The 14,149-nt window shown below is 76.5% G+C and carries 12 protein-coding genes and 1 riboswitch; of the genes, 7 read left to right on the forward strand and 5 right to left on the reverse strand.

Annotated features, from left to right (window positions below):
• Positions 1-15: 15 nt before the first annotated feature.
• A complete protein-coding gene (locus tag ACF1AK_RS02010) occupies positions 16-1,326 on the reverse strand; it encodes a glycosyltransferase family 4 protein (protein WP_391496819.1) in 1,311 nt (436 codons plus the stop codon).
• A gap of 211 nt (positions 1,327-1,537) precedes the next feature.
• On the opposite strand from ACF1AK_RS02010, the gene ACF1AK_RS02015 reads away from it, so the two are divergent.
• From ACF1AK_RS02015 to ACF1AK_RS02040, 6 genes are all read left to right on the forward strand, one after another.
• On the forward strand, positions 1,538-2,143 hold the full coding sequence (locus ACF1AK_RS02015) for a TetR family transcriptional regulator (RefSeq protein WP_391497341.1): 606 nt from the start codon (positions 1,538-1,540) through the stop codon (positions 2,141-2,143).
• A 160-nt stretch (positions 2,144-2,303) separates the two neighbouring features.
• Positions 2,304-2,369, forward strand: a riboswitch (cobalamin riboswitch).
• Positions 2,370-2,485: 116 nt separating this feature from the next.
• Complete coding sequence (locus ACF1AK_RS02020; RefSeq protein ID WP_391496820.1) at positions 2,486-3,769, forward strand: prenyltransferase/squalene oxidase repeat-containing protein; 1,284 nt, start codon at positions 2,486-2,488, stop codon at positions 3,767-3,769.
• Between the two features lie 89 nt (positions 3,770-3,858).
• A complete protein-coding gene (locus tag ACF1AK_RS02025; protein WP_391497342.1) occupies positions 3,859-4,524 on the forward strand; it encodes an SCO2322 family protein in 666 nt (221 codons plus the stop codon).
• A gap of 56 nt (positions 4,525-4,580) precedes the next feature.
• A complete protein-coding gene (locus ACF1AK_RS02030; protein WP_391496821.1) occupies positions 4,581-5,762 on the forward strand; it encodes a CbiQ family ECF transporter T component in 1,182 nt (393 codons plus the stop codon).
• On the forward strand, positions 5,759-7,375 hold the full coding sequence (locus ACF1AK_RS02035; RefSeq protein WP_391496822.1) for an ABC transporter ATP-binding protein: 1,617 nt from the start codon (positions 5,759-5,761) through the stop codon (positions 7,373-7,375). Before ACF1AK_RS02030 ends, ACF1AK_RS02035 begins: the two co-directional genes overlap by 4 nt.
• The gene (locus ACF1AK_RS02040; protein WP_391496823.1) at positions 7,372-8,226 is read left to right on the forward strand and encodes an ECF transporter S component; all 855 of its coding nucleotides are present in this window, start codon (positions 7,372-7,374) and stop codon (positions 8,224-8,226) included. Before ACF1AK_RS02035 ends, ACF1AK_RS02040 begins: the two co-directional genes overlap by 4 nt.
• Positions 8,227-8,298: 72 nt before the next feature.
• Here the strand turns inward: ACF1AK_RS02040 and ACF1AK_RS02045 are convergent, their stop codons facing one another.
• Together ACF1AK_RS02045 and ACF1AK_RS02050 are read right to left on the reverse strand one after the other, a co-directional pair.
• Positions 8,299-8,625 (reverse strand): antibiotic biosynthesis monooxygenase family protein, encoded by a 327-nt coding sequence (locus ACF1AK_RS02045; protein WP_391496824.1) that lies wholly within the window; start codon positions 8,623-8,625, stop codon positions 8,299-8,301.
• A gap of 150 nt (positions 8,626-8,775) precedes the next feature.
• Positions 8,776-10,848 (reverse strand): MFS transporter, encoded by a 2,073-nt coding sequence (locus ACF1AK_RS02050; protein WP_391496825.1) that lies wholly within the window; start codon positions 10,846-10,848, stop codon positions 8,776-8,778.
• A 315-nt stretch (positions 10,849-11,163) separates the two neighbouring features.
• Here ACF1AK_RS02050 and ACF1AK_RS02055 point away from each other — a divergent pair, with 315 nt between their 5' ends.
• Positions 11,164-12,408 carry a peptidoglycan-binding domain-containing protein gene (locus ACF1AK_RS02055; protein WP_391496826.1) on the forward strand — a complete coding sequence of 415 codons (1,245 nt, stop codon included), beginning with the start codon at positions 11,164-11,166 and terminating at the stop codon, positions 12,406-12,408.
• A gap of 122 nt (positions 12,409-12,530) precedes the next feature.
• Here ACF1AK_RS02055 and ACF1AK_RS02060 read toward each other — a convergent pair whose 3' ends face one another.
• Together ACF1AK_RS02060 and ACF1AK_RS02065 are read right to left on the reverse strand one after the other, a co-directional pair.
• On the reverse strand, positions 12,531-13,118 hold the full coding sequence (locus ACF1AK_RS02060) for a TMEM165/GDT1 family protein (RefSeq protein ID WP_391496827.1): 588 nt from the start codon (positions 13,116-13,118) through the stop codon (positions 12,531-12,533).
• A gap of 242 nt (positions 13,119-13,360) precedes the next feature.
• Positions 13,361-14,146: an ABC transporter permease gene (locus tag ACF1AK_RS02065; protein ID WP_391496828.1), complete on the reverse strand. Its 786-nt coding sequence runs from the start codon at positions 14,144-14,146 to the stop codon at positions 13,361-13,363.
• Positions 14,147-14,149 lie beyond the last annotated feature (3 nt).

Consider the following 14,149-nt stretch of genomic DNA (forward strand, 5'->3'; position numbering starts at 1 on the left):
TCGCCGCGGACAGCGTCAGGCCACGTAGCGCCAGCCCGGTCCGGAGCGGGCGCGGCTCCCGGCGCCGGTGGCGATCGCGGCCCGGTAGCCCTCGACGGTCAGCTCGGCGGCGCGCTCCCAGGTGAACCGGGCGAGCACCCGCGCCCGGCCGGCCGCGCCGAGGGCCGCGCGCAGCTGCGGGTCGTCCAGCAGCCGGCCGAGCGCCGACGCGAGCGCGTCGGGGTCGCCCGGGGGCACCGCCAGACAGCTCTCCCCGTCCGGTCCGGCGACCTCGGGGATCGCCCCGCCGGTGGTGGCGACCAGCGGGGTGCCGGTGGCCATCGCCTCGGCGGCCGGCAGCGAGAAGCCCTCGTACAGCGACGGCACGCAGGCCACCTCGGCCGACCGGTAGAGGTCCACCAGCTCCCGGTCGGTCAGCCCGTGCCGGAACTCGATGTGCTCCTCCAGCCCGAAGGCGCGCACCGCGCGGGCGATCGGCCCGTCGTCCTTCTGCGGCTTGCCGACCACGACCAGGTGCGCGTCCCGTTCGGTGCGGACCTTGGCCAGCGCGCCGACCAGGTGCACCAGGCCCTTCAGCGGGACGTCCGCGCTGGAGGTGGTGACGATCCGTCCGGGCACCCGCGCCACCGCGTCGGACGGCGACCAGAGCCGGGTGTCGGCGCCGACCGGCACCACCGAGACGGCGTGCGGCGCGGCGCCCAGGTGCTCGGCGATCTCGCGCTTGGAGGTGCCGGAGACGGTGATGATGTGGTCCAGCCGGGCGGCGACCCGGCGCTGCATCCGGGTGAAGGCGTACCAGCGGCGCAGCGACAGCCGCCTGAGCCGGCTGGTGGCCGCGTCCAGTTCGACCCGGCGGTCCACGGTGACCGGGTGGTGGATCGTGGTGACCAGCGGGAAGCCGTGCCGGCCCAGGCCGAGCAGGCCGTAGCCGAGCGTCTGGTTGTCGTGCACCACGTCGTAGCGGCCGCGGTGGCGGGCCAGGTACTGGCGGGCGCGCAGCGAGAAGGTCAGCGGCTCGGGGAAGCCGCCGGTGCGCATGGTCAGGTACTCCAGGACGTCCACCGGCCCCCGGTACTCCTCGCGCGCCGGGGTGCGGAAGGGGTCGTCGGCCCGGTAGAGGTCCAGGCTGGGCAGTTCGACGAGCCGCACCGAGCCGGGGCCCGTGACCTCGTCCAGGACGGGGTACGGCTGGGCACCGATCACGTCGACGTGGTGGCCGAGGCGGGCCAGCTCACGGGACAGGTGCCGTACGTACACGCCCTGGCCGCCGCAGAACGGGTCGCCGCGGTACGAGAGCAGGGCAATCCGCAGCGGCTGCGCGGTCATCGTCGGCCCTCATCTCTGCTGCTGTCTGTGCTGCCGGTCGGTAAAGTAGATCAGGTTTCAGTGGGTGTGGAGTCCACCGGTGACCATGTGAACAATGAGAGACCTCGAAGATACCGGCCCGTAGCTTGCGCTCAGGATCCAGGGCTGGTGATTCGCGCCACGCCCGGGAGCGTCCTTGCCGTCGTCATCGTCACCGCCCTCACCGCCGCCGCTGCCGTCCCCTCAGGCGCAGGCTCCGCCGCAGGAACCGCCGCTCACCGCCCGGCAGGCGGAGCGGCGGCGGCGGATCCTGCGGACCGCGACCGCACTGGCGGCGCGCGGCGGCTACGACGCCGTCCAGATGCGGGAGGTCGCGGAGGGCGCGCAGGTGGCGCTGGGCACGCTCTACCGGTACTTCCCGTCCAAGGTGCACCTGCTGGTGGCGGTGATGCTGGAGCAGCTGCGCGGCCTCCAGGAGCAGGTCCGGCGGCATCCGCCGGCCGAGTCCGAGCCGGCGCCGCGGGTCGCCGAGACGCTCACCCGGGCGTTCCACGCGCTGCAGCGCGAACCGCTGCTGGCCGAGGCGATGGTGCGGGCGCTGTCCTTCGCCGACCGCTCGGTGGGCGCCGAGGTGGACCAGGTCTCGGCCGCCACCGGGCAGCTCATCCTGGACGCCATCGGGCAGTCCGGGCCGCCCAGCGAGGCGCAGCGCGCCGCCGTCCGGGTGATCGAGCACACCTGGCACGCGGCACTGGTCGCCTGGCTCTCCGGCCGCGCCTCGATCGCCGAGGTGCGGGCCGACCTGCACACGGCGGCGCGGCTGCTCACGCTGCCCTGACCGCGTCCCGCCGGGCCCGCACCGCACCCCCGCGGCGCCCCGGGGCGTTCTCCCGACGGGTGAACTGGAACCTGTTCTCACCCGGTCCGCACCGGGCCGCCCGGCCCGGCGGCTAAAGTCGACGGGCAGGACAACTCCATCCGCTCCTCCTCCGGGGAAAGCCGGTGCGAATCCGGCGCTGACCCCGCAACCGTGAGCCCGGCGCCCGTCCGCCGGGCGAGTCGGAGTGCCCGGGGAAGGGCGAGCGGCCCCGCGCCCGGCGGACCACCGCCGGGCACCGTCGAGGACTACGGAACGGCCCGCCCGGGCCGGCACCGCTCACCGAAAGGCACACCTCCGATCATGCTGACCGCCGCCCGTCTGGGCGCCGCCGCCCTGACCGCCGCGCTGCTCACCGGCACCGCCGCCGCCCCGGCCCTGGCCGACACCCCGGGCACCGGCACGGCCTCGGCCGCCGCGATCCCCGACGGCCTGTACGGCAAGGGCGACCCCGGGTACGACGGCGTCTGGCGGCAGTCGCTCGCCCTGACCGCGCTGACCGCCGCCAAGGTGACCCCGGCCGACTCCGCCGTCGCCTGGCTCACCGGCCAGCAGTGCGCGGACGGCGGCTGGCCCTCGTACCGCGCCGACGCCTCGGCCGCCTGCGACCCCGCGACGGAGGACAGCAACGCGACCGCCGTCGCGGTCCAGGCGCTGGTCGCCCTCGGCGGCCACCAGGACGCCGTGGACAAGGGCGTGCAGTGGTTCAGGGCCAACCAGAACGCCGACGGCAGCTGGGCCTACAACCCCGGCAACCCGGGCGACGCCAACTCGACCGGCCTCGCCGTCAATGCCCTGCTCGCCGCCGGGGCCGACCCGGCGACCGTCGCCAAGGCCGGCAAGAACGCCTTCGACGGACTCGCCCTCTTCCAGCTCGGCTGCGCCGCCCCCGCCGGGCAGCGCGGCGGCTTCGTCTACCAGACCCCGCCCGACGGCGCCCCCGCCGACGCCAACGGTCTCGCCTCCGGCCAGGCCTCGCTCGCCGCGGCCGGCGGCAAGCTGCCGGTCACCAACACCAACCGCACCGACGCCGCCCCCCGGGCCCTGCCCTGCCCGGAGGGCGGCGCCACCGCCACGGCCGTGCCGCGCGCCGACTCCGGCGAGGCGGCGGGCGCCTACCTCACCGCGCAGCTCGCGGCGAACGGGCAGCACCTGACGCTGACCCTGCCCGGCGCCGCCCCCTCCCCCGACTACGCGGCCACCGCCTGGGCCGCGCTCGGCCTGGTCCAGGGCGGCCACCCGCAGCAGGCCGCGGGCGCCGTCGACTGGCTGGCCAAGGAGGGCGGCAGCTGGACCAAGGGCGGCACCGACGCCGCCGCCACCGCCACGCTGGTGCTGGTCGCCCAGGCCGCGCAGCGCGACCCGGCCGCCTTCGGCGGGGCCGACCTGGTCAAGCAGCTGACCGCGCTCGGCCCGGCGCCCAAGGCCACCGGCGCCGCGTCCGCCCCGGCGACGGCCTCCGCACCGGCGAAGAAGGACGACGGCAGCTCCCTCAACGCGTACTGGCCGCTCGGCGTCGGCCTGCTGATCGGCATCGGCGGCGGCCTGCTGCTGAGCCTCCAGCGCAAGCGCGGCCGGAAGCTGTGACCACCCCCGGCCGGGCCCCGCGGCCGGCCCCGCCGGCGGGCGCCGTCACCACCGCCACCACCACCGGGTCCGCGACCCGGCGGCGGGTGGTGCGGGCGGCCGTGCGGTTCGCGGCCGGGGTGATCACCGGGGTGCTGATCCTGCTCGTGCTCGGAGCGGCGCAGGCCCAGGCCGCCGGGTACCGGTACTGGTCGTTCTGGCGCTGGTCCGACGGCGGCTGGGCGTACCAGCAGCAGGGTCCCGCGGTGCACGTCCCGGCGGACGGCGCGGTGGACGGCTGGCGGTTCGCCGTCAGCCCGGACGGCGGGCAGGACGCCGCCCGGCCCCGGGCGCCGGAGGACTTCGCCGCGCTCTGCGCCGGCACGCCGGCCGAGGCCGGGCGCAAGCGGGTGGCCGTGGTCCTGGACTTCGGGGCCGCCGCCGACGCGCCCGGCGGGGAGAGCCCGCCGGAGCCGCGCACCGCGTGCGCCGTCGTCGCACCCCGGGCCAGCTCGGCGGAGGTGCTGGCCACCGTCGCCCCGCCGCTGCGGTACGACACCAACGGACTGCTCTGCGCCATCGCCGGCTACCCGCGCGGGGGCTGCGCCGACCAGCTCGGCGCGGCCGGCGCGCCCCAGGAGGGCGAACGCCCCGCGCAGAGCGCGAGCGCCGCCCGCACCTCCCCGAGCGGCCCCGTCCTCGGAGTGGGCGCCGGCCTCGCGCTGGTCGTCGCGCTCGGCGCGGGCGCCGCCTGGCAGGCGCACCGCCGCCGCTGAGCGCCCCGGTGCCGCGCCCCACTGCCCATCCACCGCCCCCTCCCCTGGACCCCACCGTGCCCCCACCCCGCGCCGCCCGCCGCCGGCCCGCCGCCGGCCCCCGCCACCTCCATCCCGGGGCCTGGTGGCTGTGGGCGCTCGGCCTGGGCGCGGCCGCCACCCGCACCACCAACCCGCTGGTGCTGCTCCTGCTCGCCGCCGTCGCCGGCTACGTCGTCGCCGCCCGGCGCGGCGACGCGCCCTGGTCGCGCTCCTACGGCGCGTTCCTGCGCCTGGGCCTGCTGGTGCTCGGCATCCGCCTCGTCTTCGCCGTCCTGCTCGGCTCCCCGGTGCCCGGCACCCACGTCCTGTTCACCCTGCCCGAAGTCCCGCTCCCCGCCTGGGCGCAGGGCGTGCGGATCGGCGGACGGGTCACCGCCGAGGGGCTGCTCGCGGCGCTGTACGACGGACTGCGGCTGGCCACCCTGCTGGTCTGCGTCGGTGCGGCGAACGCCCTCGCCAGCCCGGCCCGGCTGCTGCGCACGCTCCCCGGCGCGCTCTACGAGGCGGGCGTCGCCGTCGTGGTCGCGATGACCTTCGCGCCCAATCTGGTCGCCGACGTGCAGCGGCTGCGCGCCGCCCGCCGGCTGCGCGGACGCACCGACCGCGGCATCGCCGCCGTGCTCAGCGTCGGACTGCCCGTCCTGGAGGGCGCGCTGGAGCGCTCGGTGGCGCTGGCGGCCGCGATGGACACCCGCGGGTTCGGGCGCACCGCCGCGGTGCCGCGCCGGCTCGCCGTGCTCACCGCCGTCCTCACCCTGGCCGGGCTGCTCGGCGTCTGCCTGGCCGCGTACGGGCTGCTGACGGCGGGCGGCGGCGGGTGGGCGCTGCCGGTGCTCCTGGCCGGTCTGGCCGCCGCCTTCGCCGGGCTGCTGCTCGGCGGCCGGCGCTCGGTGCGCACCCGCTACCGGCCCGATCCGTGGGCGCTGCCCGAGTGGCTCACCGCCGGGTCCGGGATCGCGGTCGCCGCGGTGACGGCCCGGCTCGCCTCGCTGGACCCGCTCGCGTTCGCCCCGACCGTCGTCCCGCCGACCGCGCCGGTCCTGCCGGTCACCGCCGCGGCGGCCGTCCTGCTCGGCCTGGTCCCCGCGTTCGCGGCCCCGCCCCCGCCGTCCACCACCGCGGACCCGCACCCCCTGACCGTCCCCACCGACCTGACCGCCCCGGCCGACCCGGCCGGGCCCCGGAGGACCTCGTGATCACCTTCGACCAGGTCGGCGTCCAGTACGCCGACGCCGCGGCGCCCGCGCTCACCGGCGTCGACCTGACCGTCCCCGAGGGCGAACTCTGCCTGCTCGTCGGCCCGTCGGGTTCCGGGAAGTCCACCCTGCTGGGCACGGTGAGCGGCCTCGTCCCGCACTTCACCGGCGGCGTGCTGCACGGCCGGGTCACCGTCGGCGGGCGCGACACCCGTGAGCACCGGCCGCGCGACCTCGCCGACCTGGTCGGCACCGTGGGCCAGGACCCGCGCGCGCACTTCGTCACCGACACCGTCGAGGACGAACTCGCCTACGGCATGGAGTCCCTGGGCCTGCCGCCGGACGTCATGCGGCGCCGCGTCGAGGAGACCCTCGACCTGCTGGGCCTGGCCGACCTGCGCCGGCGCGCACTCGCCTCGCTCTCCGGCGGCCAGCAGCAGCGGGTCGCGATCGGCTCGGTGCTCACCGTCCACCCGCGGGTGCTGGTGCTGGACGAGCCCACCTCCGCCCTGGACCCGGGCGCCGCCGAGGAGGTGCTCGCCGTGCTCCAGCGGCTGGTCCACGACCTCGGCACCACCGTCCTGATGGCGGAGCACCGGCTGGAGCGGGTGGTCCAGTACGCCGACCGGGTGCTGCTGCTGACCCCCGGCGCCCCGCCCGTGCTCGGCGAGCCGGCCGCGGTGATGGCGCACTCGCCGGTCCACCCGCCGGTGGTCGGGCTCGGCCGGCTGGCCGGCTGGCGCCCGCTGCCGCTCACCGTCCGCGACGCCCGGCGCCGGGCCGCCGGGCTGCGCACCCGGCTGGACGGCCGCCGCCCGCCCGTGCCGCCCGCCGCCGCGCACCGCGGCGCGCCGCTCGCCACCGCCTCCCGGCTGGTCGTCCACCGCGGCCCGGTACCCGCCCTGCGCGGGGTCGACCTCGCCCTCCACCCGGGCGAGGTCACCGCCCTGATGGGCCGCAACGGCGCCGGGAAGTCCACCCTGCTCGGCGCCCTGGTCGGCCTGCACCCGCCTGCCGCCGGCTCGGTCGCCGTCGGCGGGCGCACCCCGCACCGCACCCGGCCCGCCGAGCTGATCCGCCACGTCGGCCTCGTCCCGCAGGACCCGCGCGACCTGCTGTACGGCGAGAGCGTCGGCGCCGAGTGCGCGTCCGCCGACCGCGACGCCGCCGCCGCACCCGGCACCTGCCGCGCCCTGGTCGAACGGCTGCTGCCCGGCCTCGACGACACCGCCCACCCGCGCGACCTCTCCGAGGGCCAGCGCCTCACCCTCGCCCTGGCCGTGGTGCTCACCGCCCGGCCGCCGCTGATCCTGCTCGACGAACCCACCCGGGGCCTGGACTACGCGGCGAAGGCCCGGCTGGTGGAGATCCTGCGCGGCCTCGCCGCCGACGGCCACGCCGTGCTGCTCGCCACGCATGACGTCGAGCTGGCGGCCGAACTCTCCCACCGCACGGCCGTCCTGGCCGACGGCGAGATCGTCGCGGACGGACCGACGCCCGAGGTGGTGCTCGGCTCGCCCGCGTTCGCCCCGCAGGTCGCCAAGATCCTGGCGCCGGGCCCGTGGCTCACCGTCCACCAGGTCGCCGACGCCCTCGCGGAGGCCTCCGCGTGACCGGCCCGCTCGCCCGTCCGGTCCCGCTCGGCCGCCGCTCGGTCGCCGCCCTGGCCCTGACCTCCCTGGTCGGGGTGGCCGGCTTCGGCTGGCCGCTGCTCGCCGCAACGGACTCCGCCCTCGTCGGCCACGCCGCCGACGCCCCCTGGCTGTTCGCCCTGCTGCTCCCGCTGCTGCTCGCCGTCGTCGTCGCCCAGATCTCCGAGGGCCGCACGGCGGGCGGCGGCGCGCCCGGCCTGGACGCCAAGTCGGTGGCCCTGCTCGGCGTGCTGGCCGCCACCGGGGCCGCCCTGCGCCCGCTCGGCGCGGGCACCGCCGGGCTGGAGCCGATGTTCTTCCTGATGGTGCTGTCCGGCCGGGTGCTCGGGCCGGGCTTCGGCTTCGTGCTCGGCGCGCTGTCGATGTTCGCCTCCGCCCTGCTGACCGGCGGGGTGGGGCCCTGGCTGCCGTTCCAGATGCTCGCCATGGGCTGGGTGTGCCTCGGCGCCGGCCTGCTGCCCGGCCCGGCCCGGCTGCGCGGGCGCCGCGAGCTCGCCCTCCTCGCCGGGTACGGAGCGGCGGCCTCCCTCCTCTACGGCGTGATCATGAACCTCCAGGGCTGGCCCTACATCGCGGGCCTGGCGAGCTCGATCTCCTTCGTCCCCGGCGACCCGCTCCCCGACAACCTGGTCCGCTTCGCCGCCTACTGCCTCACCACCTCCCTCGGCTGGGACCTCCCCCGCGCCGCCCTCACCGTCACCCTCTGCCTCACCCTCGGCACCCCCGTCCTGCGCGCCCTGCGCCGCGCCACCCGCCGCGCCGCCTTCGCCGCCCCGGCCGCCTTCCGCCCGCCGGCCGACCCCGCCCCCTGACCCCTCCGCCCGAGCGGACGGCACCGCGCCCCGGACCGGAGCGGTCCGGGGCACGGTGTCTCCTGCCGCGGCTCAGGCCTTGGGGCCGGCGGCCTGGACGACGTCGAAGGACCAGAGGGTGGAGCCGCTGGCGGCGGGGCGCTGCGGGGCCCCGCCCTCCGGGGAGGCCGGACGGTGGGCGGCCTGCATCGGGCCCGAGAGCCAGGCCTGGAAGGACTCCTCGTCACGCCAGCGGGTGTAGACGAGGTACTGGTCGGTGCCCTCGACCGGGCGCAGCAGCTCGAAGTGCTCGAAGCCGTCGGAACCCTCGACCGCGCCGGCCCGGGCGGCGAAGCGCTTCTCCAGTTCCTCCCGCTGCTCAGCGGGGACGGTCAGGACATTGATCTTGACGACGGACACGCCGTACCTCCTCAGGGTTGTCTGGGAAGGCAGTCTGCTACACCTCACACGGTCCACGGCGGGGCCACCCGGTCCCCGGGGTCCGGGGCCGGGGGCCGTGGCCGGCGCCCGGGGGGGGCGACGTACGGCGGGTGTCGCCGGCGCCGGGCGTCAGAAGGAGCGGCCCTCGCCGCGGTACGGGGGCTCGTGGCCGACGGGGTCCGGCCGGTCCCGGGGATCGGCGCAGAGCGAGGACGCCAGCCGGGTGAGCAGTGCGGCGAGGTCGTCGAACTGCTTCTCGTCCCAGTCGCCGAGGAGTTCGGCCAGTTGCTCGCGCCGGGCGGCGACCAGCTGCAGCGCCGCCGCCTCACCCGGCTCGGTGAGCCGCAGCGGCAGCCCGGCACTGCGCACGGCCAGGCCCCGGCCCTCGACCTCGCGCGCCGCCTCCTCCACCACCGCGAAGGGGACGACCCGGCGCTCCGCCAGTTCGCCGGGATCCACCGAGCCGTGATGGTGCATCTGGAGCAGCAGCCAGCTGGAGGCGGGCTTGAGGTCGAGCCCGGCGGTGGCGGTGATCCGCTTGAACAGGTCGCGCCGGGCCTCCCGGGTGTTCAGCACGGACAGGGCCCGGCCGATCTCGTCGAGCGAGGAGCGCTCCACCGGGTTGACGCCGATCGACTCGCCGAGGTCGGGGGCGGTCACGGTGCTGCGCAGCTTCTGCTCCCGCAGGAACAGCGACAGGACGAAGGCGACGGCGGCCACCGGCACCGCGTACAGGAAGACCCGGGTGATCGACTCGGCGTAGGCGTGGTGAATCCCGTCCTGGACGGCGGCGGGCAGGCTGTCGACGACGCGCGGATCGGCGGCGACCGTCCCGAGGTCGAAGCCGGGCGGCAGCGGGACTCCGGCCAGGGCGTCCCGCAGCCGGTTGTTGAGGCCGGAGGCGAAGACCGTGCCGAAGACCGAGACGCCCACCGAGGCGCCGATGGAGCGGAAGAAGGTGGCACCGGCGGTGGCGACGCCGAGGTCCTGGTAGCCGACCGAGTTCTGCACGATCAGCACCAGCACCTGCATCACCAGGCCCAGGCCCAGGCCGAAGACCAGGAAGTAGCAGCTCATCACGAAGGTGCTGGTGTGCTCGTCGAGCAGCGAGAGCAGCAGCAGGCCGACGACGGTGATGGCGGTGCCGGCGATCGGGAAGACCCGGTAGTGACCTGTCCGGGCCACGATCTGACCGGAGCCGATCGAGGTGACCAGCATGCCGATCACCATCGGCAGCATGTGGATGCCGGACATCGTCGGCGAGACGTTCATGACGACCTGGAGGAAGGTCGGCAGGTAGGTGAGCGCGCCGAACATCGCGAAGCCGACCACGAAGGAGATGACGGCCACCAGACTGAACGTCCGCGAGCGGAACAGCCGCAGCGGCAGGACGGGTTCGACGGCGGTCCGCTCCACCCGGACGAAGGCCAGCAGCAGGACCAGGCCGAGCACGCCCAGGCCGATGATCTGCCAGGAGTCCCACGCCCAGGTCGTACCGCCGAGCGAGGTCACCAGGACCACACAGGTGGCCACGGCGGCGATCAGCACCGTGCCGAGGTAGTCGATCCGGTGCCGGCGCCGGATCTGCACCCCGCGCAGCACGGTCGCGATCACGGCGAGGGCGACCACGCCGATCGGCAGGTTGATGTAGAACACCCACCGCCAGCTGAGGTTGTCGACGAACAGCCCGCCGAGCAGCGGCCCGAGCACGCTGGTGACGCCGAAGACGGCGCCGAAGACGCCCTGGTACTTCCCACGGTCCCGCGGGGTCACCAGGTCCCCGACGATGGCCTGCGAGAGCACCATCAGACCGCCGCCGCCCAGGCCCTGAATGGCGCGGAAGGCGATCAGCTCGCCCATGTTCTGGGCGACGCCGCACAGCACCGAGCCCAGCAGGAAGATCACGATGGACGCCTGGAAGAAGACCTTCCGGCCGTACATGTCGCCGAGCTTGCCCCAGAGCGGGGTGGCCGCGGTGGAGGCGAGCAGGTAGGCGGTGACCACCCAGGAGAGGTGCTCCAGCCCGCCGAGGTCGCTGACGATGGTGGGCAGGGCGGTGGAGACGATGGTCTGGTCGAGCGCGGCGAGCAGCATCGCCAGCAGCAGGGCGCCGATCGACAGCCACAGGGTGCGCCCGGTGGCCGGGGTCGGTCCCGGTTCGCCCGCCGGGACCCGGTCGGACGCGGCGAGCGGATCCGTCATGGCGTCTCCGTATCCGTAGCGGCTCGGCGGCGATCACTCCCGGCTCACCATGGTGTCAGAAATGCGCAGTTTTGCGCGTTTTCAGTTGAGCCGAACGTAACGTTGTCCGATATCAGGACGTTCGCCTCGGCGCAGGACCGTTCACCGATCCCCCGCCCCCGCCGGCCGGCCCGAGGACCCCTCGGCGGGCCGGACCGCCCTGTCCCCTCCCAGGGACGTCCTGCATAATCAGGCCCGTCCACCGCCTGAACCCCAGGACGAACGCAGCCCGAGTCCGAGACCGCCACCGACCGCGACACCGAGGAGGGCCGGCCGATGCCGGACCAGCACTGCCCGACGTGCGGCACCGCACGCTCCACAGGGTGCGGCTGCCTCGCCCCGGCCGGCAGCCTCGACGAGACCGCCGTCCTGCCGCACCTGGAGGGCCCGCCGCTGGTGCGCCCGTACGTGCCGCAGGCCGTCGGCCAGGTCGTGGACGGCCAGCCGCCCGGGGTGGACGCCGAACCGGTCGCCGGCCCGCCCGCCGGCCCGGCAGCGGCGCCCGTGCCGGCACCGCCGGCCACCGACCCGTTCGGCACGACCGTGCTGCCGCCGCCCGCGGCCCCGCTGGGCCCGGACGCCGACGCCTACGCGACCACCGTGCTGCCGCCCGTCGCCTCCGCCCCGCCGTTCCCGCCGGAGCCGCCGCAGCAGCCGGCGTCGCGGCCCCAGGCGCCGCCCGCGCCCGCGGGCGGGCCCGCCGCCGAGGAGGCGGACGAGCTCGGTGTCTTCCCGTTCGCCCAGGCCGCCCCCGCGGCCACCGCCGCCGGTGGCGGCCGGGCCGCCCGGCGCGCGGCGGCGCAGGAGGACTCCCGCGGCCCGCTCGCCCGCCGCAGGGGCCTGCTGATCGCGGCCGGCGCCGGCCTGCTGGCGCTCACCGTGGGCCTCGCCTACGCGCTCACCCCCTCCGCCGAGCCGGACGACCGGGCCGCCCCCGCGCCGACCGCCACGCTCGGCCTCGCCCCGGTGGAGCCGACCGTCCCGGCCCAGCCGAGCCCGAGCGCGCCGCCGCCCACCGAGGACAGTCCCAGCGCGGCACCGACGCCGACCCGCACCAGCGCGAAGCCCTCCCCGAGCCGGAGCGCCTCCGCCACCCCGTCCCCGGCCACGCCCGCCACCACGGCGGCCGCTCCCCCGGCCCCCGTACCGGTCCCGGTGCCCGACCCGGTGACCACGCCCGCGGCCCAGGCGCCCACGCCGCCGCCGCAGACCACGCCCCCGGCGCCCGCCCCCACCGCGACGCCGACGCCGGCCCCGACCGCCACCCCCACCGCCACCCGGGTGCTCCAGCTGGGCATGGAGGGGAGCGACGTCAAGGACATGCAGCTGCGGCTCTCGGAGGCGTACTGCGGCGCTGTCGACAAGTCGATCGCCAGCGGCCGCTTCGACTGGTGGACCCAGACGGTGCTGGGCCAGTACCAGCGCAGCTACAAGATCAAGGGCGAGACCACCCAGACCGGCGGCGCCGTCTACGGGCCCAGGACCCGGGCCGCGCTGGAGGGCAACCCGGCGGACTGCTGAGCCCGGACGCACGGACGGACAGCAGGGCCGGACCGCAGGGCCGGACCGCAGGGCCGGACCGCACGGCGGGACAGCAGGGCCGGGACCGGACCCGCGCCCGGCCCCGGCCCCGGCCCGCCGTGTCAGCCCTTGATCGCCTGGACGATGCTGAACCCGGCCATCAGCACCATCACGCTCGCCGCGACCCGGATGATCACCTTCATCGGCACGTGCTTCAGCAGCTTCTGCCCGCCCAGGATCGCGATCCCCGCCACCGCGCACAGCGCCAGCCAGGCGCCCAGGCCCACGGCCAGCGGGTCGGCGTACTTGGCGGCCAGGTTGGCGGTCATGATCTGGGTCAGGTCACCGAACTCGGCGATCGCCACGACCACGAAGCTGGCCCCGGCGACCTTCCAGAAGCTGTTGGCGGACGGCTCCTTGGCCGCGTGCCCGTCCTCCTCGCCGTCCCCGCCGTGGAACAGCAGCATCGCCGCGCCGGCCAGGAACAGCACACCGGTGACGCCCTCCACCCAGCGGTGCGGCAGCAGCGAGAGCAGCTTTCCGGCGACCAGGGCGAGGCCCACCTGGAGGGCGAAGGCGGCGGCGATCCCGGCGAAGACGTAGCTCGCCCGGTACTTGGCGCCGAGCATCAGGCTGGCCAAGGCGGTCTTGTCGGGCAGTTCGGACAGGAAAATGATGCCGAACGTGATCGCGGCGACGGTCAGACTCATCGGGGGTGGTGTCCCTCGGGTTCGGGCCGCCGGACCGCAGCAGCTCCGTCAGGGGGTCGCTCCGGCCCGACAGCACTGGTTGGCAATCCACGGCACGCGCACGACGCGCGCCCGTACACACAGCACTGCGGCCGAAGGTCTCGCCGGCACCGGTCGCGAGACCGCGGTGCCCCGGGCGCCGGGCCCGAGGGCCAGTATGTCGACGGTCCGGTGGAGGGCTACTCCCCTTCAACGCGCCCAGCCTACCCGATCACTCCTCCCGGCCGCCCGGCCCGCACCAGCCCCCGGCCGACCAGCTCCAGCACCACCACGACCGCCACCGACTCCACCGCCAGCAGCGCGACCAGCACGAACAGCTGCACCGCGCCCGCCTGGACCGGCGAGGCCCCGCCGAGCAGCATGCCGACGAACGCGCCCGGCAGGGTCACCAGGCCCACCGTCCGGGTCTGGTCGAGCGCCGGGACGAGCGAGGTCGCGGCGGCGGTGCGGCAGATCTCCATCCGGGCGTCGCGCTCCTCGAAGCCGAGCGCCAGCGCCGCCTCGACCTCGCCGTGCCGCTGGCTCAGCTCGTCCAGGGCGCGCCGCCCGGACAGCGAGGTGGCGGTGAGCGCGCCCCCGATCAGGATGCCGGCGACCGGGATCACCGACAGGCCCTTCGGCGGCAGCAGTCCGCTGCCGAGCAGCAGCGCCAGCACCGGCAGCACCCCGGCCCCGACCGGCACGGCCGCCCACAGCCAGCCGCGCCCCGGGGCCGGCACCATCCGCCGCCCGGCGGTGCGCACCGCGACCGCGAACATCAGCAGCACGAACAGCGCCGACCACCAGCGCGAGCCGACCACCCAGGTGATCACCAGCGCGACGGCGGCGAGCTGCACCACCGCACGCAGCCCGGCCCGCAGCACGGCGCGCCCCTGGCCGAGCCGTCCCCACCCGGCGACCGCCACGGCGGCCAGCAGCAGGACGGCGGTGACCGCACCCAGCCCCGGGGTGACCGGCAGCAGCTGCCCCCCGCCGGCGAGCCGGAGCACCGG

The organism is Kitasatospora sp. NPDC015120, from assembly GCF_043080305.1.
In the GTDB taxonomy this organism is placed as follows: domain Bacteria; phylum Actinomycetota; class Actinomycetes; order Streptomycetales; family Streptomycetaceae; genus Kitasatospora.